This window comes from Brevirhabdus sp. (genome assembly GCF_052826345.1).
The window spans coordinates 29,604-56,132 of the sequence record NZ_JBRBUA010000021.1 but is presented as its reverse complement, the minus strand read 5'-3'; the positions used below and the strand labels follow the sequence as shown (position 1 = coordinate 56,132).

The 26,529-nt window shown below is 67.7% G+C and carries 20 protein-coding genes and 2 tRNA genes; 10 read left to right on the top strand and 12 right to left on the bottom strand.

Annotation, left to right across the window (positions count from 1 at the left end):
• Positions 1 to 50 precede the first annotated feature (50 nt).
• Genes ACU0BR_RS03730 through ACU0BR_RS03695 form a run of 8 tightly spaced genes read right to left on the bottom strand, consistent with a single transcriptional unit; the run spans position 51 to position 9,361 of the window.
• On the bottom strand, positions 51 to 806 hold the full coding sequence (locus ACU0BR_RS03730) for a TIGR04290 family methyltransferase (protein ID WP_446155499.1): 756 nt from the start codon (positions 804 to 806) through the stop codon (positions 51 to 53).
• Positions 803 to 1,801, bottom strand: coding sequence for a UDP-glucuronic acid decarboxylase family protein (locus tag ACU0BR_RS03725; RefSeq protein ID WP_446155498.1), 999 nt, complete (start codon positions 1,799 to 1,801; stop codon positions 803 to 805). Before ACU0BR_RS03725 ends, ACU0BR_RS03730 begins: the two co-directional genes overlap by 4 nt.
• Positions 1,798 to 2,883, bottom strand: a complete 1,086-nt coding sequence (locus ACU0BR_RS03720) for a CgeB family protein (protein ID WP_446155497.1) — start codon at positions 2,881 to 2,883, stop codon at positions 1,798 to 1,800. The genes ACU0BR_RS03725 and ACU0BR_RS03720 overlap by 4 nt, the downstream gene beginning before the upstream one ends.
• Positions 2,880 to 3,968 (bottom strand): CgeB family protein, encoded by a 1,089-nt coding sequence (locus tag ACU0BR_RS03715; protein ID WP_446155496.1) that lies wholly within the window; start codon positions 3,966 to 3,968, stop codon positions 2,880 to 2,882. The genes ACU0BR_RS03720 and ACU0BR_RS03715 overlap by 4 nt, the downstream gene beginning before the upstream one ends.
• Positions 3,968 to 5,074, bottom strand: a complete 1,107-nt coding sequence (locus tag ACU0BR_RS03710; protein ID WP_446155495.1) for a CgeB family protein — start codon at positions 5,072 to 5,074, stop codon at positions 3,968 to 3,970. Before ACU0BR_RS03710 ends, ACU0BR_RS03715 begins: the two co-directional genes overlap by 1 nt.
• Positions 5,071 to 6,267, bottom strand: a complete 1,197-nt coding sequence (locus ACU0BR_RS03705; protein ID WP_446155494.1) for a glycosyltransferase — start codon at positions 6,265 to 6,267, stop codon at positions 5,071 to 5,073. Before ACU0BR_RS03705 ends, ACU0BR_RS03710 begins: the two co-directional genes overlap by 4 nt.
• Positions 6,264 to 8,252 (bottom strand): NAD-dependent epimerase/dehydratase family protein, encoded by a 1,989-nt coding sequence (locus tag ACU0BR_RS03700; protein ID WP_446155518.1) that lies wholly within the window; start codon positions 8,250 to 8,252, stop codon positions 6,264 to 6,266. Before ACU0BR_RS03700 ends, ACU0BR_RS03705 begins: the two co-directional genes overlap by 4 nt.
• A complete protein-coding gene (locus ACU0BR_RS03695) occupies positions 8,246 to 9,361 on the bottom strand; it encodes an NAD-dependent epimerase/dehydratase family protein (protein WP_446155493.1) in 1,116 nt (371 codons plus the stop codon). Before ACU0BR_RS03695 ends, ACU0BR_RS03700 begins: the two co-directional genes overlap by 7 nt.
• 384 nt (positions 9,362 to 9,745) lie before the next feature.
• Between ACU0BR_RS03695 and ACU0BR_RS03690 the strand changes: the two genes are divergently transcribed.
• Positions 9,746 to 10,729, top strand: a complete 984-nt coding sequence (locus ACU0BR_RS03690; protein ID WP_446155492.1) for an MDR/zinc-dependent alcohol dehydrogenase-like family protein — start codon at positions 9,746 to 9,748, stop codon at positions 10,727 to 10,729.
• Complete coding sequence (locus ACU0BR_RS03685; RefSeq protein WP_446155491.1) at positions 10,726 to 11,751, top strand: Gfo/Idh/MocA family protein; 1,026 nt, start codon at positions 10,726 to 10,728, stop codon at positions 11,749 to 11,751. Before ACU0BR_RS03690 ends, ACU0BR_RS03685 begins: the two co-directional genes overlap by 4 nt.
• A 137-nt stretch (positions 11,752 to 11,888) precedes the next feature.
• Here ACU0BR_RS03685 and ACU0BR_RS03680 read toward each other — a convergent pair whose 3' ends face one another.
• Complete coding sequence (locus tag ACU0BR_RS03680) at positions 11,889 to 12,377, bottom strand: YciE/YciF ferroxidase family protein (protein ID WP_446155490.1); 489 nt, start codon at positions 12,375 to 12,377, stop codon at positions 11,889 to 11,891.
• A gap of 293 nt (positions 12,378 to 12,670) precedes the next feature.
• Here ACU0BR_RS03680 and ACU0BR_RS03675 point away from each other — a divergent pair, with 293 nt between their 5' ends.
• From ACU0BR_RS03675 to ACU0BR_RS03660, 4 genes are all read left to right on the top strand, one after another.
• Complete coding sequence (locus ACU0BR_RS03675; protein WP_446155489.1) at positions 12,671 to 13,120, top strand: hypothetical protein; 450 nt, start codon at positions 12,671 to 12,673, stop codon at positions 13,118 to 13,120.
• Complete coding sequence (locus tag ACU0BR_RS03670) at positions 13,117 to 13,668, top strand: HWE histidine kinase domain-containing protein (protein WP_446155517.1); 552 nt, start codon at positions 13,117 to 13,119, stop codon at positions 13,666 to 13,668. The genes ACU0BR_RS03675 and ACU0BR_RS03670 overlap by 4 nt, the downstream gene beginning before the upstream one ends.
• 133 nt (positions 13,669 to 13,801) lie before the next feature.
• Positions 13,802 to 14,653 (top strand): SDR family oxidoreductase, encoded by an 852-nt coding sequence (locus tag ACU0BR_RS03665; RefSeq protein WP_446155488.1) that lies wholly within the window; start codon positions 13,802 to 13,804, stop codon positions 14,651 to 14,653.
• A gap of 319 nt (positions 14,654 to 14,972) precedes the next feature.
• Positions 14,973 to 20,819, top strand: coding sequence for a GEVED domain-containing protein (locus ACU0BR_RS03660; RefSeq protein WP_446155487.1), 5,847 nt, complete (start codon positions 14,973 to 14,975; stop codon positions 20,817 to 20,819).
• A gap of 96 nt (positions 20,820 to 20,915) precedes the next feature.
• On the opposite strand, the gene ACU0BR_RS03655 is transcribed toward ACU0BR_RS03660, so the two are convergent.
• A tRNA-Asn gene (locus ACU0BR_RS03655) sits at positions 20,916 to 20,990 on the bottom strand.
• A gap of 79 nt (positions 20,991 to 21,069) precedes the next feature.
• Complete coding sequence (locus ACU0BR_RS03650; protein WP_446155486.1) at positions 21,070 to 21,969, bottom strand: MBL fold metallo-hydrolase; 900 nt, start codon at positions 21,967 to 21,969, stop codon at positions 21,070 to 21,072.
• Between the two features lie 13 nt (positions 21,970 to 21,982).
• Between ACU0BR_RS03650 and ACU0BR_RS03645 the strand changes: the two genes are divergently transcribed.
• Positions 21,983 to 23,335, top strand: coding sequence for an ATP-binding protein (locus tag ACU0BR_RS03645; protein ID WP_446155485.1), 1,353 nt, complete (start codon positions 21,983 to 21,985; stop codon positions 23,333 to 23,335).
• A gap of 41 nt (positions 23,336 to 23,376) precedes the next feature.
• On the opposite strand, the gene ACU0BR_RS03640 is transcribed toward ACU0BR_RS03645, so the two are convergent.
• Positions 23,377 to 23,453: transfer RNA gene (locus tag ACU0BR_RS03640), tRNA-Ile, on the bottom strand.
• 134 nt (positions 23,454 to 23,587) lie between these two features.
• Here ACU0BR_RS03640 and purM point away from each other — a divergent pair.
• From purM to rnd, 3 genes are all read left to right on the top strand, one after another.
• Positions 23,588 to 24,670: a phosphoribosylformylglycinamidine cyclo-ligase gene (gene purM / locus ACU0BR_RS03635; RefSeq protein WP_446155484.1), complete on the top strand. Its 1,083-nt coding sequence runs from the start codon at positions 23,588 to 23,590 to the stop codon at positions 24,668 to 24,670.
• Positions 24,667 to 25,293 carry a phosphoribosylglycinamide formyltransferase gene (gene purN / locus ACU0BR_RS03630; RefSeq protein ID WP_446155483.1) on the top strand — a complete coding sequence of 209 codons (627 nt, stop codon included), beginning with the start codon at positions 24,667 to 24,669 and terminating at the stop codon, positions 25,291 to 25,293. Before purM ends, purN begins: the two co-directional genes overlap by 4 nt.
• A gap of 73 nt (positions 25,294 to 25,366) precedes the next feature.
• Positions 25,367 to 26,524, top strand: a complete 1,158-nt coding sequence (gene rnd, locus ACU0BR_RS03625; RefSeq protein WP_446155482.1) for a ribonuclease D — start codon at positions 25,367 to 25,369, stop codon at positions 26,522 to 26,524.
• The last annotated feature ends 5 nt before the right edge of the window (positions 26,525 to 26,529 follow it).

The following is a 26,529-nucleotide window of genomic DNA, read 5'->3' as shown; positions in this document are numbered from 1 at the left end:
TCGGGTCCTTTCTTCGCGGTTACGGTTCGGCACGGGGCGCACGCCCCGCGCTAGACGCGGATCTCGGGCGGCGGCTCGACCGCCTCGGGGCGTTCGGCGCGGCGGCAGAGGTAGACCTCCGGCTCCGGGTGCGCGTCGATGCGGAAGCCGGAGCTGCGCAGCATCGCCTCGGCGGCCGCGCGGTTGGGCACGAACCAGTTGGTCGGATCGCGCGCATAGCGGTGCTCGATGAAATGCAGGCGGGGCCAGTCATCGCGCGCAAAGGGGCTTTCGTCCTCGAAGGGGTAGTCCGGGTCGGGCCGGGCCACGCCGTCGCTGCCGCGCTGCATGGACTGGAACAGCATCATGTCGCCCACCGCATGTTCCCACAGCAGATCGAGCGCCAGAAGCGGGTGGCGCAGGTGGTAAAGCACCCCCATGAAGATCACGAGGTCGAACCGCCGTCCCAGCCGCGCGATGTCGTAGACCGACATCCGGTGCAGCTCCAGCCGGGTGCCGCTGACCTCGGCGGCCAGCCGCGCCTGTGCGAGGTAGCGCGGATCGCTGTCGATTCCCACCACCTGCGCCGCGCCGCGCCGGGCCATCTCGATCGCGTAGAACCCCGCGTTGCAGCCGACGTCCAGCACGCTCAGCCCGGTCAGATCCTCGGGCACGGCGTGGCGGAATCCCTGCCATTTGAAGCGGGGATAATCGCCCAGCGGATGCTCGGGCGCGGTATCGATCCCGTTCAGCGTCATGTTCTGGAACCAGGGCGCAAGCTCGGCGATGCGCGCGCTCAAGGCGGGGTTCGGTCCGGGGGCACTCATTCCGCGGGCCTCGCGAAACTGTCTTCCCCTGTGCGGGCGCGCCCGCCCTGCGCGAACCACGCCGCTGTCCGGGCCAGCCCGTCGTCCAGCGGCACCGCCGGGCACCAGTCGAGCAGGCTGCGCGCACGGCTGATGTCGGGGCGCCGCCGCTTCGGGTCGTCGGAGGGCAGGGGCAGGAACACGATCCGCGACGGCGTGCGCATCGTGTCCCTGATGCGCTGCGCGAGGGCCAGGATGCTGACCTCGTCAGGGTTGCCCAGGTTGACCGGCCCGTCCGGTGTCTTTTCGACTTCCATCAGCGCCATCAGCCCGCGCACGAGGTCGGAGACGTAGCAGAAGCTGCGCGTCTGGCTGCCGTCGCCATAGACGGTCATCTCGCGCCCTTCCTGCGCCTGCACCAGCAGGTTCGACACGATGCGCCCGTCGTCGGCGCGCATCCGGGGCCCGTAGGTGTTGAAGATCCGCGCGACCCGCAGGTCGAGCGCCTCGGCGCGCATGTGGTCGTAGCACAGCGCCTCGGCCGCGCGCTTGCCCTCGTCATAGCAGGCGCGGGTGCCGATGGGATTGACGTGCCCCCAGTAATCCTCGCGCTGCGGGTGCAGCTCGGGGTCGCCGTAGACCTCGCTGGTGGAGGCCTGAACGAAACGCGCGCCGTGCCGCGCGGCCAGCGCAAGCAGGTTCTGCGTGCCCAGCACATTGGTCATCATCGTGCGCACCGGATCCGCCTGGTAATGCGGCGGCGAGGCGGGCGAGGCCAGGTTGAAGACCCAGTCGAGGCGTTCCTCGGGCAGCGGATCGAAGGCGATGTCGGCTTCCAGCAGGCGAAAGCGCGGATCGTTCCGGTGGCGCCGCAGGTTGCGCCGTCGTCCGGTATGGAAACTGTCGACGCAAAGCACGCGCATCCCCCGCGCCAGCAGCGCGTCGCAAAGGTGGGAACCCAGGAAGCCCGCGCCGCCGGCGACGAGCACTCTTTTCGGTAGTTGATGGGTGGTCATGCCATGATCTCCGTTCTGGCGGTCAGTTGGCCGAGGTATCCGGCGAGCGTGCGCGCCCGCGCGCGCCCGGTATGATGGTCCAGCACGATCTGTCGTGCGGTGCTTGCCAGCGTTTCGCGGCGGTCGTCGGGCATCAGCAGCGCGCGCTCGACATCCTGCGCCCCGGTTGCGGCCAGGATCGCGCGGCCCGGCGTCAGCACCTCCTCGAGGCCCGGCCAGCGGTCCGAGATGATCGCGGTGCCGCAGGCGGCGGCCTCGAACAGGCGGACCGACGGCGAATGGCCCGACGCCCGCATCGCCGCGCGGGTGATGTTGAGCGTGAAGCGCTGGGCATTGTAGAAGGCGGCATGATCGGGCGGGGCGACATGCTCGATCCGCTCGACGTTTTCGGGCCAGTCGATGTCCTCGGGGAACTGCGCGCCCGCTACGACGAAACGGCGATGCGGCAGACGTCGCGCGGGTTCCAGCAGCAGCGCGTCGAGGCCGGGCTGCCGGTCGGGGCTGTAGGTTCCAAGATAGCCCAGATCCCACCGCTTCTCGACCTTGAGCGGGCGATAGCGCTCGGGATCGACCGCGCAGTAGAGCGGCCGCGCCTGGCGCGCGCCGAGCGCGTGCAGCCGCTCCAGCGCCGCCCCTCCGGCGAAGGAAAGGTAGAGGTCGACCGCCGAAAGCTGGCGCCGCGCGATATACTCCGCATCGCCCTGTTCCAGCGCCTGCAAGGTGACGGGCGTGTCGATGTCGTAAAACGCGAGCCGCCCCGGCACCCAGTCCGCCAGCATGTCCAGCAGCATGATCGCGTCGGGAACATAGGACCCCAGGATGACGGCATCGGCGCGGCAGATGCGGTCGCGCCAGCGGTCCAGATCACCGCGCGCGCCATAGAGCGTGAAGTCGCAGAAATCGGGCTCGGGCAGGTCGCGGTTGTCGGCGTACCACGGCACATCGCGTTCCAGAAAGAGGACGCGGTGTCCTTCCTGCGCCAGCCCGCGCAGCAGTGCGCGATAGGTGGTGGCATGGCCGTTGCCCCAGGAGGAGGAGAGGGACAATCCGAGTATGACGATATCGAGCGGTCTGCGGCTCATGGATGAAGCTCCCTTTGCGCCAGGCGGCCGAGCAGGGCGGAGACCTCCTCGGCCCGGTTGTGATAGGTGTGTGCGGCGAGGATGCGCGCGCGCGCCGCGCGCCCGATGCGCCGCGCCTCCGCCTCGTCGAGAGTGCCGAGGATTTCGGCGACCTCATGCCCGTCGCGGGCGACGAGAACCTCTTGGCCGGGCGCCAGGAACAGCTCGATCCCCGCCCAGGCGTCGGTGATGAGGCAGGCACCGGCGCCCGCCGCTTCGAACACGCGGGTCGCGGGCGAAAAGCCGTTCTGCGCCATGCTGTCGCGCGCGATGTTCAACACCGCGCGGGGGGTGACGTTGAAGGCGTTGTGATCGCCGGTGCCGACATGGCCGATGGCGCGGACATTCTCCGGCAGCGCGCGCTGGTCCCAGCCGGAGCCGCCGATCAGAAAGCGCCGCGCGGGCAGCGCCCGGGCGGGGGCGAGGAAGAACTCCTCCACGCGGGCTTCGCGGTCGGGCAGACGGTTGCCGAGAAATCCCAGATCGGCCGCGAAGCGCGGATCGGGTTCGACCGGAAAATGGGTCTGGGGGTCGAGCGCGTTGTAGACCGGCACGCAATCACGCGCGCCCAATGCGCGGTAGCCGTCGATCACCGGCTGCCCGCCGCCATAGGTGAACACGATGTCGAACCGGGGCAGATCGCGGCGCAGCGGATGATCCGGCGCGCCGCGCATTTCCGCCAGCGTGGCGGGCGCGTCGACGTCCCACCAGATGCGCAGCGCCTCGGGACGGGCGCGTTCCAGCACCGCCCGGCGCAGCGCGTCATCGCAATAGCCGATCCCCGACGCCACCACCACCACATCCGCATGGCGCGCATGATCCGCCGCGCGGCGCAGCCCCTCCGTGCTGCCCTCCCACACCGCGACGCGGCACCATTCGGGCGGCTCGATGTCCCGGTGCGCCTGACGCTCCCAGACGTCGGGTTCATGAAAGGTCACATCCCAGCCGCGCGCGGCCAGGGCGCGGATCAGGCCGCGATAATAGGTCGCCGCCCCGTTCCAATAGGACGACAGGAGGCTCGATCCGTAAAACGCCATGCGCTGCATCAGGCAATCTCCCTCTTGGGCAGGTCCATGCGCTGCACGATGTCGAGCAGCTCATCCGCGCGGTGGCGGCAGCTGTGGCGCGCCGCGATCCGTTCCAGCCCGTTCGCGGCCAGCGCGCGCGACAGGGCCGGGTCCGACAGCACATCGGTCAGTCGGCGCGTCATCTGCGCGCCATCCTGCGCGACGAGATAATCGTGGCCGGGCCGGAACAGCCCTTCCGCATCTTCCCAGGGGGCGCAGATCAGCGGGATGCCGCAGGCCAGCGCCTCGAACGGGCGGATGGTGGGAATGCCCGGCAGCGCGCTGACATAGGGCCGGCGTGGCACATGCACGGTGACCCGGTGCCGGGCGAAGACCTGCGGCACAAGTGCATTGGCCACCGAGCCCGCAAATTCGGCGCCCGCCCGTTCAAGCGCGGCGATGGCCGTCGGGGGATAGCGCACGCCGTGGATCGTGGCCGAGAGCCCCAGCGCCTCGACGGGGCGCACCAGAAATTCCATCAGCTCGGCCGAACGCTCGCCATCGCCCCAGTTGCCGACCCAGACGAGATCGCGTTCCGGGCGGATTTCGGGGTGCGGGCGGAACAGGCTGTCGTCCGCGGCCTCGTGCCAGACATGCACATCGCGGCCCCAGCCCGTGGCGAGATAGCGCTCGCGCAGCGCCGCGCCGAAGGCCAGCACGCCATCATAGGCCGACAGGTCGAGCGCGCGGATCTCGGCATCGGCCGAGACGGCACGGTGGTGCGTGTCGTGAAACAGCAGCCGGAACCTGCCGCCCGCCGCCCGCGCGCGCCCGATGGCCGAGACGATGTCGGGATCGGTCCATTCGTGCACGATGACCACATCCGCACCGTCGAGCGCGGCCAGCGCGGCGTCGGTGCTGTCGTAGCTGTCGGAACGAAGATCGGGGAAGATGCGGTGAAATTCCCCGATCGCGGCCTCTCCGCGTTCGGCCAGCAGGTTGCGCCGCGACCAGCCGTCGGCGGGTTCCAGCGCGCGGCAGGCGTGTCCCTTGCCCTGCAGCGCGCGCATCACGCCGCGCAGGAAATGGGCATTGCCGTGGTTCCAGTCGGAGATGAGCGAATGTGTGAAGAAGAGAAAATTCATGAAGCCCTGCGCACCGCCGCTTGTGCGGTGACCTCCCTGTAGATGTCGATCATGGTGTTGGCCTGCCGCGACAGCGCGTAGCGGCGCGCCCGCCGTTGCGCGGCCGCGCCCAACGCGCGCCTGTCGCGGGGTGTGTGCATCAGGCTCTTGATTGCCCAGGCCAGCCCGTCGGGGTCGCGCGGGTCGAAAAACCGTGCCGCGCCGTCCCAAAGCTCGCGGTAGACCGGAATATCCGCCAGCAGCAGCGGGCGCGCGGCGCGCGCGGCTTCCAGCGCCGCGAGGCCGAAGGGCTCATAGAGCGAGGGCGACACGAAAAGACTCGCCGAAGCGATCCGCGCCAGCGTCTCGTCATGCGGCAGCGCGCCCGCGGCGCGCGCGCGGGCGGGGGCCCAGCGCTGGCCGCCGGGGCCCTCGCAGCTGCCTAGCAGGATTACCGGCCAGCGTATCTGTGCGGCGGCGCGGTCGAGGGCGTCGCCGTTCTTGGCCTTGTCCCACCAGCGCGCGGCGGCGATGACGCGGCCGTCGCCCTCATCCGGTGTGCCAAGCGGGGACCGGCCGGCGTTATGCGCGACCGCGATGTCCACCCTGTCTGCGCCCCGCTTTGCACCCCGGTTTGCGCCCCAGTCCGCACCCCGGTCCGCTCCCGGGCGCGGGCTTTCATTCAGACCGTAGGCGGTCCGCGTCAGCGCGGCATGGGCCGCCGAAGGCGCGACCACGCGGTGCGCGTTGCACAGACCCGTGCGGGTCAGCCGGGTCTGCCAGGCCAGATGGTCGGGCGGGGCGGAGCCCTCCATCGCGCGAAACCAGCTGGCCAGGCAGGAATGGGTCACGACGACGCGCGGCGGACCGGCCCATGCGTCCGGTTGCGCGCCGGACTGCCGCGGGTCGGCCGCCTGGCTGGGCAGGTTCAGGTGCAGCAGATCGGGCCGGTGCGTGCGGGTCAGCGTCTCCAGCCACGCGGGCACATCCGACAGCGCCCCGGGGCGGTCGGCCATCCAGTCGAGCGGCGCGGCGCCCCACTCCAGAATGCCGCGCGCCGCCGCCTCCTGTCGCTGCGCGGGCGAGGGGGCGGGGCCCAGCCCGGCAAAGATGACCCGATGTCCCCGCGCGGCCAGCGCGCCGCCCAGATCCATCGCATAGCGCCAGACACCGCCCACGGCATCCAGCGTCATCAGGATGCGCAGCGGCCTCATGCGGTCAGCCTCCATTGTTCAGCCTCGACGCGGTGCCGGACGAGCCAGTCCGCCAGACGGCCGATCCCGTCGCGCCAGCCGGTGGCTGCCCGCCAGCCCGTCGCATGGGTCAGCGCGGCGGTGTCGGCGACGAACCACGGCTGATCCCCCTGACGCCAGTCCTCGTATTCCACCTGCGGCGGCTTGCCGGTCAGGCGCGCGATCTCGGCCAGCACCTGACGCAGGCTGACCGCATTGGCCGGTCCGCCGCCCAGGTTGAAGGCGCGCCCCGACAGCGTCTCGATGCGCTCATGCACGAGGCGGTAGGCGGCGACGGCGTCCGAGACCTCGCAAAGATCGCGCACCTGACGGCCGCTGCCGAAAATCGTGATCGGCCGCCCCCGGAGCGCGCTGATCAGAAAATGCGCGACCCAGCCCTGATCCTCGGTTCCGAACTGGCGCGGGCCATAGATGCACGACATCCGCAGCACCGCGGCAGGCAGGCCGTAGCTTTTGGCGTAATCCAGCACATATTGGTCCGCGACCCCCTTGGAACAGCCGTAGGGCGTGCAGAAGTCGAGCGCGCGGCCCTCATCGATGCCGCCCGCGCGGTCCGGGTCGGCAAGTTCTACCCGGTCGCCCTGTTCGCGCACCTCAAGATCGGCCAGCGCGCCATAGACCTTGTTGGTCGAGGCGAAGAGCACGGGAATGCGCCGCCCCGTGGCGCGCACGGCCTCCAGCACGTTCAGCGTGCCGCGGGCATTGACCTCGAAGTCGTCGACCGGCGCATCCAGACTGGTGGTCACCGCGGTCTGCGCGGCAAGGTGGAACACCGCCTGCGCATCGCGCATCGCATCGGCCACGCCATGCGCGTCGCGCAGGTCGGCGGGCACCGGATGCACGAGATCGCCATAGCGCGCGCTGAGCCAGCCGAGGTTATCCTCCACCCCCTGCCGCGACAGGTTGTCGAGAATGACCACGTCGCGCCCGTCGGCGAGGAAGCTTTCGGCGAGGTTCGAGCCCACGAACCCCGCGCCGCCGGTCACCACGACGGGCCGGGCGCCGCTTGCGAGGGCCGGGGCGCAGAGCCGCGTCACCTCGCGCAGCCGCTCGATGCCGCCGTCGCTCAGCACGCGGGCCAGCAGCTTCGGCTGTCCCTTGGTGTCGACCGCGCCCAGGTGATAGTGGCGGGGGTCGAACCAATGGCCTTCCTGGATGACCGTCTCGGGCTGAAGATCCTGCCAAGCGTACCAGTACATCCGCGCCGCCGGTGCGTCGAGCGCGCGCAGAAACCGCTGCACCTGTGCCATGTCGTCCCGGCGCCAGGTGGAATAGCCGGTTTCGGTGATCCAGATCTGCGCCTCGGGCGCATGGCGCTCGAGGATCGCCTGCAACTCGCCCAGATGGCTTTCCCACCCTGCCCAAGATCCTTCCTCGCTGTCCCATGTGCCGGGAAAGCCGTGAATTCCGACCGCTTCCATGTATGACAGCAGCCCGCGCTCGCCCATCAGCTCGACCCAGCTCGGGTCGAAGGGGGCGGGGCCGCCCAGAACCGGCTTCCAGCCGCGGTGCCTGATCCAATGGGCGGCCATGCCGATCATCTCGCAGAACGCCTCATACCCCGGATCGGCGCGCCAGTCGTAGTCGAGCAGGTTGTTGGGTTCGTTCCACAACTCGATATGCTCGAAATGCGCGCCGTGGCGGGTCATGATCAGGTCGGTGAAATCGGCGAAGTCCTTGAGCACCCTCGGCGCCCCCGAGGATCTGCCGGTGCGCGACAGCGACGGCGGCGTGTAATGGATGCAGGGCAGCAGCTCCAGGTTGCGGGCCAGCCGCGGCAGCAGCCAGTCGTACCATTGCGCGCCGCCGGGGGCGTGGTAATCCGCCCAGGAGATATGCGTGCGCAGCCAGGACGCGCCGGTGCGCTCCAGCGCGGGCAGAACGGCCTCCACCCGCGCGCGGTCGCCGGGGCGAAACCACTCGACAAAGCCGAAGTCGTTCATGATACCAGGCCCCGCACCTCGAGTTCGTTGCGCATGTCGGCGCCGCGATCGGCCGCGGGGGTGTCGCGCACCCAGTCGACAAAGGGGCCGAGCGAGGTCTCGAGCCGGTGTTCCGGCTCGAACCCCAGCCAGGCGCGCGCCTTGTCGATATTGGCAAAGCAGTTGCGGATGTCTCCGGCGCGGAACCGTCCCAGGATCTCGGGCTCCAACCCGCCCAGATCCAGCGCTTCGGCAAGCAGCCGCGCGACCTTGTCTATGGAATAGGCCCGGCCCGAGCCGATGTTGAACACCTCGCCCTGCACGTCGGCCTCCAGCGCCAGCCGGAAGGCGCGGGCGACGTCGCGGACATGGACGAAATCGCGCTGCTGCCGCCCGTCTTCGAAGATCGTCGGCCGCTCGCCATTGGCCAGCCGCGCGGCGAAATTGGCCAGCACGCCGGTATAGGGGTTCGACAATGCCTGCCCCGCGCCGAAGACGTTGAACAGGCGTAACGCGACCGTGGGCACGTCATAGGCCGCGCCGAAGATCAGCGCCGCCTGTTCCTGCTGGTATTTGGTCAGCGCATAGATCGAGGCGAGGTCGGGGCGCTTGCTTTCGTCGGTGGGGACCGCGCGCAACGGCTCTCCATCCGGGCCGGTGGGCTGCCAGCGGCCCGCGCGCAGGTCGTCCTTGCGTCGGCGGGCGCCGTCGAAGAGTTGCCCGGAGGGCAGGGCGTAATAGCCCTCTCCGTAAATGCTCATGGAGGAGGCGACGACCAGCCGCTGCACCGGCTGGGCGGCGACGGTTTCCAGCAGGATCGCGGTGCCCAGATCGTTCGCGCCGACATAGCGGGCGATCTCGTACATGGACTGGCCCACGCCCACCTCCGCGGCGAGGTGGATCACGGCGTCGCATCCGCGCATCGCCTCGGCCAGTCTGTCGGCGTCGCGCACGTCGCCCCGGATTACCGCGGCTTCGGCGGGGATGTCGCTTGCGGCGGGGGTGTCCGCGTCGCCATGGACCTGTTCGATCATCGCATCGTAAAGTCGGACGCCGTAGCCCGCGCCGATCAGTTCTTGCGCCACATGCCGGCCGATGAAGCCGCATCCTCCGGTGACAAGGACAGTTGCCATGGTTGTTTCCTCCGATGTTCCATAGCCACCAAGAACAGGGACGGATCGGGAATGTTCCCAAGATCTTAGCGCGATCGCCCGCGTCGCGATGCCGACCGCAGCTTTTGCCGCAGCATCAATGACTTCCGGCCTGTGCCCCGGCAGCGCGATGTCCGAAATCACGCGATCGCCCGGCAAGACCCTGGCTCTGACGCGGCGCCGGGCGGCTGGGGCAGCCCGGCCCGTGCGGGCGTCCGTGCGGGCATCCGTGCGGGTATCCGGGCCGACGTTGGGGCGGGCGTCCGGCAGGGCGTCGGGCAGGGGGCAGCATCTTCTTCAGGAACAAATCCGCCCCCCTCCTGTTTGCGGTGCAGTTCGAACGAAGGAGATCGAAGGAGACGACGCATGGATGGTACACGTCCCCAAACACGATTGAGCGCCGCGCGCATCACCGGCGCGGGCCGCGTCGAGATGGTCGAGCTTGCCCTGCCGGAGCCTGCGGAAGGTGAGCTGCGGGTCCGGCTGGAGGGCTGCGGCGTCTGCGCGTCGAACCTGGGCCCATGGGCCGGGCCGGAGTGGATGGACTTCCCGCTCGCGCCGGGGGCGCTCGGGCATGAGGGCTGGGGTGTCGTCGACGCGGTGGGCGGCGGCGTGGATGCCGCGCGCCTGGGTCAGCGCGTGGCGGTCTTCGGCAGCCACGGTTTTGCCAGTCACGAGGTCGTGGCACAGGATGCCGCCCTGCCGATACCGCCTGCATTGGGCGCGCGCGTCATGCCGGCGGAGCCGCTGGGCTGTGCCGTCTCGATCTTCCGCGCGGCACGGGTGCAGCCGGGCGATGTGGTCGCGATCATCGGCGCCGGGTTCCTCGGCGCGTTGCTCAGCAAGCTTGCGGCGCGGCAGGGGGCAACGGTCATCGCCATCTCGCGGCGCGACGAAAGCCTGTCACGGGCGCGGGACATGGGCGCGCGCCACACGGTGCCGCTGGCCGATCACCACACGGTCCTGGCGGAGGTGGACCGGCTGACCGGCGGGCGCGGCTGCGACATCGCGATCGAGTGCACCGGGTATCAATGGCCGCTTGACCTTGCCGCCGAGATCCTGCGCGAAAGCGGGCGGCTGGTGATCGCGGGCTATCATCAGGATGGGCCGCGCCAGGTGAACATGCAGCTGTGGAACTGGCGCGCGCTGGAAATCGCCAACGCCCATGTGCGCGACCGGGCGACCAACCTGGCCGCCATGACGCAGGCCATGCAGCTGGTGGAGGAGGGGGTGATCGACCCCGACCCCCTGCTGACGCACCGCTTTGCGCTGTCGCAGCTGGCCGAGGCGCTGGACGCGACGCGCGACAAGCCCGCGGGTTTCGTCAAGGCCGTCGTGGTGATGCCATGAAGGACACAGACTCTTCCGCACGCCCCCGGCTGGGGTTCCTCGGGCTTGGCTGGATCGGGCGCCACCGGATGGACGCGCTGGCGGCAAGCGAGTTCGCGCAGGTCGTAGGTCTTGCCGATTCCGACGCGCAGGTGCTCGCGCTGTCGGCGGCGGCCCACCCGCTAGCCGCGCAGGGCAGCACGCTGGACGATCTGCTTGCATTGCAGCCCGAAGGCGTGGTGATCGCCACGCCCTCGGCGCTGCATGCGGCGCAGACCATTGCCGCGCTCGATGCGGGTGTCGCGGTGTTCTGCCAGAAGCCGCTGGGCAGGAACGCCGCCGAGACCGCGGCCGCCGTGGAGGCCGCGCAGCGGGCCGACCGGCTGCTGATGACCGATCTCTCCTACCGATACACCGCCGCCGTGCGCGCCGTGGCCGACGAAATCCGCTCGGGCCGCCTGGGCGAGGTTCAGGCGGTGGATCTGACATTTCACAATGCCTACGGGCCCGACAAGCCCTGGTTTCGCGACCGCGCCCTCGCGGGCGGCGGCTGCGTGATCGACCTTGGCGTGCATCTGGTCGATCTGGCGCTGTGGCTGCTGGGCTGGCCCGCGGTGCGCTGCACGGCGTCGCATCTCAGGGCCGGCGGGCGCGCCCTGGCCGAGGACGCCGCGGCGGTGGAGGATTTCGCCTTCGCCACATTGGAAACCCGCGCCGGCGTGCCGTTGCGCCTGGCCTGTTCGTGGAACCTGCCCGCAGGCTGCGACGCGGTGATCGGCGTCGATGTCTACGGCACCGGGGGCGGCGTGGCGGTCAGGAACGTGGGCGGGTCGTTCTACGATTTCGAAGCCTACCGCTTCGACGGCTGCGACCGGCACCGCATGAGCGCCCCGCCCGACGATTGGGGCGCTAGGGCGGCGCTCGACTGGGCCGGTCGGCTGGCGCGGGGCGCGGGCTATGATCGCGACTGCGCGCGGCTCGTGGAGGTCGCGCATGTCCTCGACGAGATCTACGCGCGGGGGGGCGCGAAGCCGCACGATTGACCGAAAACAAAAGATGCAGGCGACGCCAATCCGCCGCCCGCATCCCCCGTCACACCCCCCAGCCGTCACACCCCCCAGCCGTCACACCCCTCCGTCACTCTGAGGTCATGCCGCCCGGAGGGGCCGTCATGCTGCCGTCAAGCCGCCTTGTTGAGACGGCTTTCGGCCACGCTCGTCAGCTTCTCATCGGCGGCCTTTTCTTCGCCCAGCGTCTCCTCGAAGAGGCTGGCGCATTGGTCGTGCCCCATCTCGCGCGCCCATGCGACAAGCGTGCCGTAGCGCGCGATCTCATAATGTTCGACCGCCTGCGCCGCCGCGGCGAGCGCGGCATCCAGAACGTCCTTGTCTTCGACCTCCTCGGCGATTTGCTCGGCCTCCTCGATGATGCCGTTGATTGCCTCGCACTCAACACCCTTCGGCTCTTCGCCCAGGGCGCGGAAAGCCTCTTCCAGGCGTTCGACATGGCCGTGCGTCTCCTCCAGATGGGAGGTGAAGCCGTCGCGCAGCATCTCGTTCGAGGCCTTGTCGATCATCTTCGGCAGGGCCTTCTCGATTTGTTTCTCGGCGTAGTAGATGTCCTGCATGGTGTGCAGGAACAGATCGTGGAGCGATTTGATGTGGGCCATCGTGTTGTCCTTTCTCATGTGATCCCCGCTCATCGGTCGGAGAGGAGATCACAGAACCGGGCCGAGTCCGGTTTGTTCCACCGAATGTCGGCGCGTTTGCTCGTCCGGTCCCAATGTCGGGATCCGTACACAACGCCCGTCTCGCGCTTGGGGGCTGGCCACAATCAGAAGGATCGGCAATGATGCCGTTGTCCACCCTTCGGTTGCGCGGGAAGGTCAGCTTCTTCATCCCTCGCGGAACCGTCGATTGGCGCAGAAGTTGATTTTGGGCGATTGTGGAAATGAGGAATTCGATGCGACGGAATGCCAGAACCGTTCTCGTCGTCGAGGACGATTATTTGCAGGCGCAGGAAATCGGGCGTTTCATACGGGGCACGGGCGGAGAGGTTCTGGGCCCCACCGGCACGGTCCGTCAGGCCGCATCGCTGATCCCCCATGCGCAGGCGGCGGTGCTGGATATCGACCTGTCGGGCGAACTGGTGTTTCCGCTGGCCGACCAGCTGGTCAGCCGGGGCGTGCCGATCGTTTTTTACACCGGATGGACAAACACGGCGCAGATGCCCCGCCGGTTCTGGGGGGTGCCGCTGGTGCGCAAGCCGATCCAGAACATCAAGGACGCCGCCATCGTGGCGCTGACCGCAAATACCGTCGGCACAAACGAAGACATCAAGACCATCCTGCCCAAGCTGCGCGTCGCCGCGCGGCTGATCTTGCGAAGGCCGAGGAACATCAGAAGGTTCTGATCGCGGAGCTGAACCACCGCGTCAAGAACATGCTTGCGGTGATCATCACCATCGTGCGGACCTCGCTTTTCAGCGGCGACGTGCAGTCCGAGGTGCTGGAAACGCTGGTCAACCGGCTTCATGGCATGGCGCGCGCCTATTCCCTGCTGTCCGAACGGTCCTGGAACACCGTGGGCTTGCGCGACATCATCCAGGAGGAATTGGCCCCCTTTGCGAACGAACGTATCCGCCTGAGCGGACCCAATGTCGATTTGCAGCCGTCGCAGGCCCTGGCCGTCAGCATGGTGGTGCATGAGCTTGCCACCAACGCGAGCAAATACGGTGCCCTGTCGAATGATGGGGGCATTCTGGACGTGCGCTGGTCAAGCAGCGAGGGGCGGCTGTCGCTCGACTGGAGCGAACGTGATGGTCCGCGCACCGATGCGCCCAAAGAGGACGGTTTCGGCTATGCCCTGATCAGGGGCCAGATCGAACGGCAGCTCGCCGGCACGCTGGAGGCCGAGTTCAAGCCGGAAGGGCTGAGCCTCAGGATGGCGTTCTCTCTCTAGCACAACGGGTCGGCCGAGCAACGGCCGCAGGGGGGTGCAGGGGGACGCCGGGGGGAACAAGTCTGCCTGTCTGCTGTTTTCACTCGATGCGACATGGAACGCGAATGTCGATGAAAGCGTGAAGGAGACAGGAATGAGCGAAGACTTTCACTCCATGCAAAGCCCGCAGCGCCAGCCGGGACTGGAGCATGAGATGGACCCGGCCCCGGATTACGCGCCGCGTTATCCCGGCTCGGGGCGGTTGTCGGGCAAGGTCGCCCTGATCACCGGCGGCGATTCCGGGATCGGGCGGGCGACGGCGGTGCTTTTCGCGCGCGAGGGCGCCAAGGTGGCCATCGTCTACAAGGATGAGGATCGGGACGCGGAAAAGACCAGGGAGCTGATCGAAGGCGAAGGGTCCGAGGGGCTTCCGATCCGGGGGGATGTCGGGGACAAGGCGTTCTGCCAATCCGCCGTCGAGCAGACGGTCGAGGCCTTCGGCAAGCTCGACATCCTCGTCAACAACGCGGGCGAGCAACACGCCCAAGAGGACCCGCAGGATATCGAGGAGGCGCAGATCGAGCGCACCTATCGCACCAATATCTTCGGCACGATTTTCATGACGCAGGCGGCGCTGTCGCATCTGAAAAAGGGGGCGCGGATCATCTGCGTCACATCCATCACCGCCTATAAGGGTCAGGATCTGCTCATAGATTACGCCTCGACCAAGGGGGCGATCCTGTCCTTCCTGCGCGCGATGGCCAGCAAGCTCGCGCCCGAGGGCATATTGGTGAACGGCGTGGCGCCGGGCCCGATCTGGACGCCGCTGATCCCTGCGTCCTTCCCCGAGGACGCGGTGAAGGACTTCGGCAAGAGCGCGCCGCTGGGGCGTCCGGGCCAGCCCAACGAGGTCGCGCCGTGCCTGTTGTTTCTCGCCTGCGAGGATTCCTCGTATATCTCCGGGCAGGTCCTGCATCCGAACGGTGGAACGCCGGTCGGCGGTTAAGTGGCGTGGGTCCGGGTTTGGCCGGGTCCCGCACCGGGTGACAGGCGCATCCGCCGGTCCCAAAGCCGCTCCTTCCCCTTGGGCGGGGGTGGCGTCCCCTGCCACGCCAACCCGAAAACCTATACTTTCGATCAGCCGGTGCTGCCTTTGCAGGCTGCGCCGATACCGACGCGCATCTATTTGCATCGGGCTTTTCAGTTAATCTGACCGGGCCATGCCCCCCGCGGCGGTGACTTACCCATTGCGCCCGTTCTTGTCACCTTTCATCGCCATAGCCTGGGCAGGGCGCTGATGATGTCGCGGATCGGGGTTCGACAACATGAAAATATGCAGGTGCCTGATTGCCGCTCTCGGCGCTGTGCTCGGCTGTCTGGCGTTTCTCGCGTCTCCCGCGTTGGCGCATGGCGCCTGGCTGGGCGGCGGCAGCATCGGGTTGAGCGAGGCAAGCCGCACACAGATGGCGGCGAACATCCAGGCGGGGCAGCCTGCGGTGACAAACGGCGATACGGTCGATGTGATCGCCGATTTCCCCGTCATTGCCGAGGGAACCCTGGATGGGCCGGGCGGCTACGCCACCTTCTACGTGCCGGAGGGGCTGGCGGTCGCGGGTGTCTGGATCACGGACGCGGCCGGCAACCCGCTCAACGCGCGGCCCGCGCGCGCCAGCACCGGCAGCGGCGTGTCGAAAGGCTGGGGGCCGAAGGGGCAATTGGCGTTCGATGTCACCGCCAACGGCTGGCAGCCGTCCTCGACCGCGGAATGCTCTCTCGCGGGATTTGCCACCGCCGATTGCAACAGCGGGCTTGCCTATGTCTATGGCGATACGGGCATTTTCTACTCCACCCGCGCCGACACGGCGCTGTTCGCGAATGGCTCCGACGTCGCGACGCTGGAAAACGGCTATCTGGTCGATCCCACCAACGGCAGCCCCTGGGGCAGCGTCGGCGGAACCGGGACGGCGCGGGTGCACAACAAATGGGACGCGGTGCAGCTGAACGCCTTCGGCTCGGGCGGCAGTATCTTCGACAACGGGTTTTCCGCTGCCGAGCAGACCACCATCACCGGGGGGCGCGGCACCACGCCCTATCGCGCAGGCAGTCCAGTCGCGGGGCCCGAATCCGGTGCGGATTGGGACAGATACGGCACCACCGGCCCCTGGAACCGCATCCAGTACGACGGATCGTGCAGGGCGGATGACCCCCTGTTGCCCGGACGTGACGGTCCGGCGAACGGCGACGGGTCCGTCTCGCCCGAGACGACCGATCCCGGCGTCAACTCCGCCGACGTATGCTCGGTCACGAACGAAGGCTACGCGCTCAACATCTCGGACGACGTGAGCCTGCCCGCCGATACCAACGCCGTGCGCTTTGCCTTCGGCGGCATCGCGGACGGAGAGACCTTTTACGCCATCGTGCGCTACAAGATCACCGATCTGGAGGCGATCGGCCCCGTGAACGCCGAAGGCCACGGCGGCGATTCGGCCCAGGGCGGTTCCGCGGGCAACGACAATCCGTGGCGCTACTGGGTCGCGGGCTCTTCCACGATCCGCGTGGCTCAACCCGATGATCTGATCGTCGGCATTTCCATCGTGGCGGTGAACGGCGCGCCCTATGCAGGCGGCGACATTCCGCAGGCCGCGACGCTGCGCTATCGCATCGTCTATGCAAACGCATCGCTTTCGGCGCTCAGCGACGCGGTGCTCAGCGCCACGCTGCCGTCGCAGGCGACCGGCACCGGGAATTTCTCGGTCATCAACGGGCCCGACATCCTGCCCGACACGAACCCCATCTCCGGCACCTTCGGCTTCAAGCCGATCGGCGAGCTGCGCGGCCTGGCCAGCGGCGCGATCGAGTTCGACGTGACCACCAACGCCACCTCCGGGCAGAGCGTCACAGCCTCCACCCAGATCACCACGACCGAAATCGGCCCCGTCACCGACAGCGTCTCGACCAATGTGGATGACGCGGTTCTCGACGATCTTCCGGGCTGTACCGGGCAGCGCATTCCGGCCGTTGACTGGCTCAACGACATCCCCGGCGGCTTCAACACGCCGCAACCCTTCTCGCGCGTGGGCATCAGCGGCGACGTCACCATCAGCGAAAACGGCAGCACCCTGCCGCCGCGCACGCCGAGCTTCAGCAGCGACGTACTGTTCTTTCCCGAGAGTTTCGGTGAAAATCCGGTGCTGAACATGCAATACGCCCGCATCGACGCGCGTTTCGATAGGCCCTTGAACGCGGTGCGCTTTCAGGTCGCGGATCTGGAGGCCGATGAAAGCACCATCCTCTACGGGATGGACGGCGCGCAGATCGTCACCCCTTCCATACGCGATCGCACCGGCTCGGGCGCGCTGCTCAAGCAGACGCGTGCGGATGGTACCGTGCTCGTCGAACGTCTGTCGGCCCTGGATCTTCCTTCGATCGATGATGCGTTCGCTTTCACCGTAGGTTTCAACAGGCCGGTCGACCGCGTGGTCATCATCCATGGTCGGCGCCAGAGCCACGATCTGGGCGTTGCCGACAGCGCGAAATTCACCGATCTGCTGACCTGCGCGGATTTCACCGATGCGCCTAGTGGGCTGGGCGACACGTTCCACAACATGATCGCCAGCCTTCCGCTCTATCTGGGGGACAATGCCACCGGCGATCTGGGGCCATACAACTCCGCCAATGCCGACGGCGACGCGGATGGCGGCGTGTCGATCCCGCCTCTGACGCAGGGGTTCCTGGCGACCATCGTGGCCGATGTCTCGGGCGAGGGCGGGCTGTTGCAGGGCTGGATCGACTGGAACGGGGATGGCAGCTTCGACGGGGCGAGCGCCGATGTGATCGCGGCGGATCTGCGCGATGACGGCACCGGCGCGGATGAGCTGGCCAACGACGGGCAGATCCAGATCCAGGTCACCGTGCCGGGCGATGCGGTGCTTGACCAGACCTTTGCCCGGTTCCGCTGGTCGCGGCAAGGCGCGCTCGACCCCACGACGCCCGCTCCCGACGGCGAGGTGGAGGATTACGCCGTCACCATCGCCGCCGCGCCCCTGGTCGACCGGGGGGACGCGCCGGTCAGCTATGGCGATCCGCAGCACATCATCGCGGATGCGGTGGTGGCGGGCACCTACCTCGGCACCGTGGCGCCCGACGCCGACACGCCGCAACACAGTGCCGACGCGACCGGCGACGATGCCGACGGCGGCCTGCCGAACGATGAGGACGGGGTGGTCATGCCGGTTCTCTATCCCGGCACCACACAGGAAATCACCGTTACCGTCAGCGAGATCATCGGCGTACTCGGTCCGCTCGCTTATCTGCAGGCCTGGATCGATTTCGACGGCGACGGCAGCTTTGACCAACCGGGCGACATGATCGCCGCCGATCTTCAGGACGGGGGCGCCGCCGACGCGGACGGCACCGTGAACGGGCAGATCGTGCTGCAAGTCAGCGTGCCCGCAACGGCCACCACGGGGCCGACCTTCGCGCGGTTCCGCTGGTCGACGACCTCGGGCGTGGTGCAGGTGGCTCTCGACGGGGAGGTCGAGGATTACCAGGTCACGATATCCTCCGGCACGCCGCCGCTGGCATGCGACCGGAACATCTTCGCCACCGCAGGCAAACCCACCGATTTCTTGCGGATGGACCTGGAGGAGGGCACGGGGAGCTATACCCTCGATCTGCCGAGGCTCGGGCTCTCCGGCGAAGACATCAGCGGCGCCTATGGCTACAGCGACGTCGACAATTACGTCTACGGTGTGGAAAACGGCGGCAAGACCCTCTGGCGCATCGACGGGGCGGGCGATTTCATCGATCTGGGGCAGATCCCGGGTGTGGGTGACGCAAAGGATGCGGGCGATGTCATGCCCGGCGGCATCATGGTTTACGAACGCAGCGATGACAGTTGGCAGCTTGTCGATATCTCCGCGCCGACGGCACCCGTCGCACTCGGAGAGCTGACGCTGTCGCGCAAGGTGGATGTGGCCGACATTGCCTATAATCCGCTCGACGGCCGCCTGTGGTCGATCGATCGCGACAGCGCTCGGCTGATTTCGGTTTCGGCCAACGGCGGCACCGCGGGCGCGGTCGCCGTGCAGGAAACGGGACCCGCAAGCTTCACCGGCACCTATGGCGCCCTGTGGTTCGATCAGGACGGCGATCTTTTCGCCTATGAAAGCGGCAGCAACCGCCTTTTCCTGATCGATACCGCCACCGGCAGCGCGACCTTCCTCGCCACCAGTAGCGCGGAGGAGGGCGACAGGATCGACGGCGCCTCCTGCCGCGGCCCGTCCCCCCTGGACACCAGCGGGATCGCGGGCAACGTCTATGTCGATCAGAATGCATCCGACGAGAAGGACGCGACGGAACCGAACCTCGGCGGCAATATCGCCATCTCCGTCTTCAATGACGCGGGCACCCGCGATGACACCTCTGACGATCTGCTTGTGGCGACCGGACAGACGGCTGCCGATGGCACCTACGCGGTCGAGGGGCTTTTGACCGGGTTCACCTATCGCGTGGAGGTCGACGAGGCCGATCCCGACCTGCCGCCCGGCTCGACCATCGGCACTTCGAACGCGTTGCTTGTCATTTCCGTGGCCAGGGGCGCGCTGACGAGTGAGGTGAACTTCGGCTTTGACCCGCAGCAGGCGGATCTGGCGATCACGAAAACCGCGGTGCGCGCCGCCGACGGCACGCCCTTGACCGCCGCCGCGGAGGGCGATGTGATCGACTGGATCATCTCCGTCACCAACAGCGGCCCCGGCTCGCCCTCCGGCGTGAAAGTGAAAGATCTGATCCCCAGCGGTTTCACCTATATCTCTGACACCGCGCCTTCGACCGGCGATACCTACGATCCGGGAACGGGGCTGTGGTTCGTGGATGAGATCTTGTCGAGCGCGACGGAAACACTGGTGATCCGAACCCGGGTGGAGGCGCAGGGCCAGCGCACGAATGTGGCCGAGATCACCGAAACCTCGCTGCCGGACATCGATTCAGACGCGGGCGCCGGCCCCTTGGTCGACGATTTCGGCGACGGTCTGGTCGATGACGATGAGGCGACCTACACCGTGGTGCTCGACAACGGCACTGCGACCTTGTCGGGGCGCATTCTGGTCGATACGGGCAGCGGCGGCGGTATCGCCCATGACGCCCAGCTCAACGGAGAGGAGCGCGGCACCGCCGAGAGTGCTCTGTCCATCCTCGACAGCGGTGGCGGCTTGATCGCGCAACCGAAAATCGCGGCCGATGGCAAGTGGTCCTACACTTTGGGCCGTGGCACATCGGGGCAGGTCACCCTGGCACTGACGGCCGCGGAAGGCACGATCCCGGTGTCGGAGGCCACGAACGGCCTGCCGTCGCTCGTCAATGCCGACCCGCATGACGGCGCGTACAGTTTCACCCCGGCGGAAGGGGCGGATTACGCGGATCTGAACTTCGGCGTCATCGGCCTGCCTGAGCTGACACAGGACCAGTCCGCATCGATCGAGCCCGGCCAGATCGCCACCCTGCTGCACAGCTACACCGCCAGTAGCGCGGGCAGCGTCACATTTGCGATCCGCAACGCCAAACAGGCAACGCCGGACAGTTTCTCCACCGCGATCTTCATCGACACCACTTGCAACGGCGAGCCTGACACCCCCTACGACGCAAGCCCGATCGCGGTCGTCGCGGGGCAGGGAATTTGCCTCGTCACGCGGACGTCATCGTCTTCCGGGGCGGGGCAGGGCGCGCGCTACAGCTATGACATCACGGCGCTGACCAATTTCGCGGCGACCACCTTGAGCCATACGGCCGGCAACACCGACAGCTTCAACGTGGGCGCGGGGCTGGGCCAGCTCATCCTGAGCAAATCGGTGCGGAACGTGACGCTCGGAACCCCCGAGGGCGCGCAGAATTCGGGCAGTCCGGGCGACGTGCTGGAATACCGCATCTATCTCTCGAACCCGAGCGCCTCCGCCGCGCACAGCGTGATCATCTACGACCGCACCCCGGCCTACACCGTTCTGGCCGAGCCGGTGCAGACGCCCGTCCTGCTCAGCCCGGAAATGAGCTGCGACCTCGTCGTGCCCACCAGCAACATCGCGGGCTACGACGGCCCGGTCCGCTGGAACTGCACCGGCCGCTATCTGCCCGCCTCAAACGGATCGGTCGCCTTCCGGGTCCGCATCACCCCTTGAACGGCATGCGAGAGTGGGGATGAGCGAAGAGATCACAGATGGCCCCGACGACGAGGTTGTCGAGCCTGAGCCAGGATATTTACTTTGCCAGTATTTTGGCTCCGGCGGTAGGGATCGAACCTACGACCAATTGATTAACAGTCAACTGCTCTACCGCTGAGCTACGCCGGAACACGGGGGCGATATAGCAACAGGGATCGGGGGCGTCCAGAGCGTTTCTGGGAAAATCGAAAAACTTATTTCGCGGCCTTCAGATCAGGGCGAAGACGCTGTCGGGGGTCAGGGGCTCATTGCAGTCCACCATGTTTCTCGATTGCAGATCAATGAGATGCGCAAGGATGTTGCGGCGGGCCATCGGGTGCAGATGGGCAGGGGTGTCGGTATAGATGATCCCGGTCAGCGCGGCGGCGGTGGCGGGTCCGGGGGCCAGGGCCGCGAGGATCTGGCGCTCGCGGGTCTCGCGGTGGGTAATCAGCCAGTGGAGCCGCTCTTGCGGGGTCGCGACCGGCGCGCCGTGGCCGGGATGATAGATGCGCGCATGGCGCGATTGCAGCCTGCGGCAGGACGCCATGAAGGCGGTCAGATCCCCGTCGGGCGGCGACACCAGAGAGCTGGCCCATCCCATCACCAGATCGCCGGTGAAGAGGCGGTCCCCGAAGGCAAAGCACATGTGATTGCTCATATGGCCGGGGGTCCAGAGCGCCTCGAGTTGCCAGGTGTCGGCGGCGACCGTATCGCCGTCACGCAATTCCCGGTCGGGACGGAAGGCGCGGTCGACGCCTTCGCCGCCCTCCAGCCCTCCGGCCGCGGCAAGCTGGCGCATCCGTGTGCTCATCCCGGCGTCCCACGGGCCGAACCCCAGCACCGGCGTGTCGAATTCCGCGCCGAGCGCGGCCGCCAGAGGGGAATGGTCGAGATGGCTGTGTGTGACCAGAATATGGGACACCCGTTCCCCCGGGGCCAACGCGGCCTTGATCGCCTGGCGGTGCGCCGCGCTGTCGGGGCCGGGATCGATCAGCGCCACATCGCCGGTGCCGACCAGATAGGTGTTCGTCCCCCAGAAGGTCATGGGCGAGGGGTTGGGCGCGAGGATGCGCCTGACGCCGGGTTCGAGCGTGACGCATTGGCCGACGGGGGGTGTGTCTTTCACGGAAACCTGCAAGATGTCATTGTTCACTGTTCTGGGGTCGTTATACGCGATGGTCTTTGCCTGGCTCAAACAATACCTTCCGCGCAGCCTTTACGGCAGGGCCGCGCTGATCCTGGTCGTGCCGATCCTGACGCTGCAACTGGTTGTCAGCGTCACCTTCCTTCAGCGCCTGTTCGAGGATGTGACCCGCCAGATGGTGCGCAATGTCGCGTTCGAGATCAATTTCATGATCGATGAGGTCGAGCGCGCGCCGGACCGTGCGACAGGGCTTGAGCGGGCACAGGCGCTGGCGGACCCGCTGGCCTTTGACGTCAGCGCCGAGCGGCGGCGCCAGTTCACCGACACCCGGCTGTTCTACGACATCTCGGGCATCACCGTGTTTCGCACGCTGCACAGCGAAGTGCCCGAAATCGATTGGATCGATCTGGCCAGCGACATCAAGATGGTGCGCGTCGGCGTGCAGACGAGCCACGGCCCCTTGACGCTTGGCTTTGACCGGCGGCGGGTGTCGGCGACGAACCCGCACCAGCTGCTGGTGCTGATGCTGTTCACCGGCATTCTTATGACGGCCATCGCCTATATCTTCCTGCGTAACCAGCTGCGCCCGATCAAGAAGCTTGCGCTGGCGGCGGAGGCGTTCGGCAAGGGCCAGCGGTTGAGCTATGCGCCGTCGGGCGCGGTCGAGGTGCGCGTGGCGGGGAATGCCTTCATGGACATGCGCAACCGGATCGAGCGTCAGATCGAGCAGCGCACGATGATGCTGTCGGGGGTCAGTCACGATCTGCGCACGCCGCTGACCCGTCTGAAGCTGGGGCTGTCGATGCTGGATGGTCAGGACGTGAAGGACCTGGAAGCCGACGTCGAGGAGATGCAGAGTCTGCTGGACGCCTTCCTCGAATTCGCCCGGGGCGATGCGCTGGACGCGCTGGAGGATGTCGATCCGGCCGCGCTTGGCCAGCGCGTGCAGGCGCGTGCGGCACGGGGCGGGCGCGGGGTCGACTGGGTCGGGCCTGCGATGGCGGAGCAGGTTCCGCTGCGCCCGCATGCAGTGGAACGCGCCCTCGACAACCTTGTCGGCAACGCGCTGCGCTACGGCACGCATTGTCGGATTTCCATGACGCTTTCCGACCGGATGGTGCGGTTTTCGGTGGAAGACGACGGCCCCGGCATCGCGCCCGAAGACCGTGAAGAGGCGCTCAAGCCGTTTGCCCGGCTTGAGCCCGGCCGCAATCAGAACCGCGGTTCGGGCATGGGGCTGGGGCTGGCAATCGCCACCGATATCGCCCGGCAGCATGGCGGCAGCCTGCGCCTGGGCCAAAGTGCGGATCTGGGGGGCTTGCAGGTCGATCTGGTTCTGCCGCGGTGATCGGGCGGATCGCGGACAAGGCAGGGGACAGGGCGGGGCGATGGTAGGCCCGGCAGGACTTGAACCCGCAACCAAAGCGTTATGAGCGCTCTGCTCTAACCAATTGAGCTACAGGCCCGCCGCCACAGCCATTAGCATACCGATCACAGGCGTCAAGCGGGCAGGCGGCGGCGCGCGCCGGGCGGCGCTGGGGCGTTTACAAATCGGCCCCGCTGCTGCTAGCAGACCTGCAAACATCACCGGAGCCCCGCCATGACCGAATCCCGTACCGCAATGACCTATGCCCAGGCTGGCGTGGATATCGACGCGGGCAACGCCCTGGTCGACCGGATCAAGCCCGCCGCCGCCGCGACCCGCCGGGCCGGGGTGATGTCGGGGCTGGGCGGGTTCGGCGCGCTCTTCGATCTCAAGGCCGCGGGCTATGACGATCCGGTGCTGGTCGCCGCGACCGATGGTGTGGGCACCAAGCTGCGGATCGCCATCGACACGGGCATCACCGATACGATCGGCATCGACCTGGTGGCGATGTGCGTGAACGACCTGATCTGCCAGGGCGCGGAGCCTCTGTTCTTTCTGGATTATTTCGCGACCGGCAAGCTGGATGTCGCGGCCGCGGCGCGCATCGTCGAGGGGATCGCCAAGGGGTGCGCGCTGTCCGGCACCGCGCTGATCGGCGGCGAGACGGCGGAAATGCCCGGCATGTACGCGGGCGGCGATTTCGATCTGGCCGGTTTCGCGGTGGGCGCGATGGAACGCGGCCGGGCCCTGCCCGCAGGCGTGGCCGAGGGCGACGTTCTGCTGGGGCTGGCCTCCGACGGGGTGCATTCCAACGGCTATTCACTGGTGCGGCGCATCGTGGAGGCAAGCGGCTTGGGCTGGGACGATGCCGCCCCCTTCGCCGCGCCCGCCGACCCGGACCAGGGCGAGGAGGCCGGCGCCACCACGCTGGGCCGCGCGCTGCTGACCCCCACGCGGCTTTACGTGCGGCCGCTGCTCGAGGCGATCGGCGCAGGCGGGGTTCATGCGCTGGCGCATATTACCGGCGGCGGGCTGACGGAAAACCTGCCGCGCGTTCTGCCGGAGGGGCTGGGCGCGCAGGTCGATCTGGACAGCTGGGAATTGCCGCCGGTCTTCGCCTGGCTCGGCGCCCAGGCCCATCTGGCCGAAGCGGAACTGCTGAAGACCTTCAACGCGGGTATCGGCATGGTTGTCGTCGTGGCCCCCGACCGCGCCGAGCCCATCGCCGAGCTGTTGCGCGGTGCGGGGGAAACGGTGCACAGGCTCGGCCGGATCACGTCGGGCAACGGCGTCAGCTATCGCGGCGCGCTTCTGTGACACGCCGGGTCGCCATCCTGATATCTGGCGGCGGATCGAACATGGTGCGGCTTGTCGAGGCCATGCAGCAGGACCCGGATCACCCCGCCGCCCCGGTTCTGGTTCTGTCGAACGTCCCACAGGCGGGCGGGCTGGAGCGTGCGCGCGCCCTGGGCGTGCCGACGGATGTGCTTGACCACACACGCTTTGAGGAACGCGCGTCCTTCGAGCGGGCGCTCGCGGAGCGGCTGGATCGTGCGGCGCCCGACATCATCTGCCTGGCGGGGTTCATGCGGGTGCTGGGCGCGGACCTCGTCGAGCGCTGGCAGGGCCGCATTCTGAACATTCACCCCTCGCTGCTGCCGCTTTACAAGGGGCTCAACACCCACGCGCGCGCGATCGCGAACGGCGATGCCTGGGCGGGCTGTTCGGTTCATGTGGTCACGCCCGCGCTGGACGACGGGCCGGTTCTCGGCCAGGCGCGCGTGGCGATCGACCGGGATGAGACCCCCGGGACGCTGGCGCGCAAGGTGCTGGCGCAGGAGCATCTGCTCTACCCGGCGGTGTTGCGCCGCTTCGCGCGGGGCGATCGCACGCCGCTGCTTGTCGAGGCGGGCCGGGGTTTTCTTTCTCGCGGGGATTGATTAACACTCTTACGATCCCAGGAGCGCGCAGGCCGGCCCTCGGCCGCCAACAACAACAGAAGACGCCGCATTCATGCAGACACTGACCACGACCGAGGCGTTGGCCCGGTTTTGCGAGGAGGCGAGAAGCCATCCTTATGTGACGATAGACACCGAATTCCTGCGGGAACGCACCTATTACGCGAAGCTCTGCCTGGTTCAGCTGGCCATGCCCGGCACCGACGACAGCACCGCGGTGCTGGTCGATCCGCTGGCCGAAGGCATCTCGCTCGATCCGCTTTACGCGCTTTTGCGCGACAAGTCCGTCGTCAAGGTCTTTCATGCCGCCCGCCAGGATCTGGAGATCTTCTTCGTCGACGGCGGGGTGATCCCCGAGCCGCTGTTCGACACCCAGGTGGCCGCGATGGTCTGCGGCTATGGCGATCAGGCCGGCTATGAGACGCTGGTGCGCAAGATCGCCAACAAGAGCGTCGACAAGACCTCGCGCTTCACCGACTGGAGCCGCCGACCGCTGACCGAGGCGCAAAAGGCCTATGCGCTGGCCGATGTGACCCATCTGCGCGTGATCTACGAACATCTCTCGGCGGAACTGGCCAAGACCGGCCGCCAAAGCTGGGTTGAGGAAGAACTGGGCGTGCTGACCGATCCGGCCACCTATGTCGTGACGCCGGAGGACGCGTGGCGGCGGGTCAAGACGCGGACCTCCTCGGGCAAGTTCATGGCTGTGGTGCGCGAACTGGCGCGGTTTCGCGAAACCTATGCGCAGGCGAACAACGTGCCGCGCAACCGGGTGTTCAAGGATGACGCGTTGCTGGAGCTGGCCTCGAACAAACCGACGAGCCACGCCGACCTTGGCCGTTCGCGCCTGCTGCTGCGCGAGGCCCGCAAGGGCGAGATCGCGGACGGTATCCTCAAGGCCATCGAGGACGCGAAATCGGTTCCCGCGCAGGACATGCCGCGCGTGAGCGATCCGCGCGACAAGCTTCAGGTCAACCCGGCGCTGGCCGATCTGTTGCGCGTGCTGCTCAAGGCGCGCTGCGAAGCCTCGGGCGTCGCGCAGAAGCTGATCGCCTCCGCCTCGGAACTGAACGACATCGCCGCGGGCGAGCGGGACCTGCCGGTGCTGAAGGGTTGGCGGCGCGAGGTCTTCGGCGAGGCCGCGTTGCGGCTGTGCAATGGCAAGATCGCCCTCGGGGCCAAGGGCAACGACATCAGCATAATCGAGCTTTAGCGGCG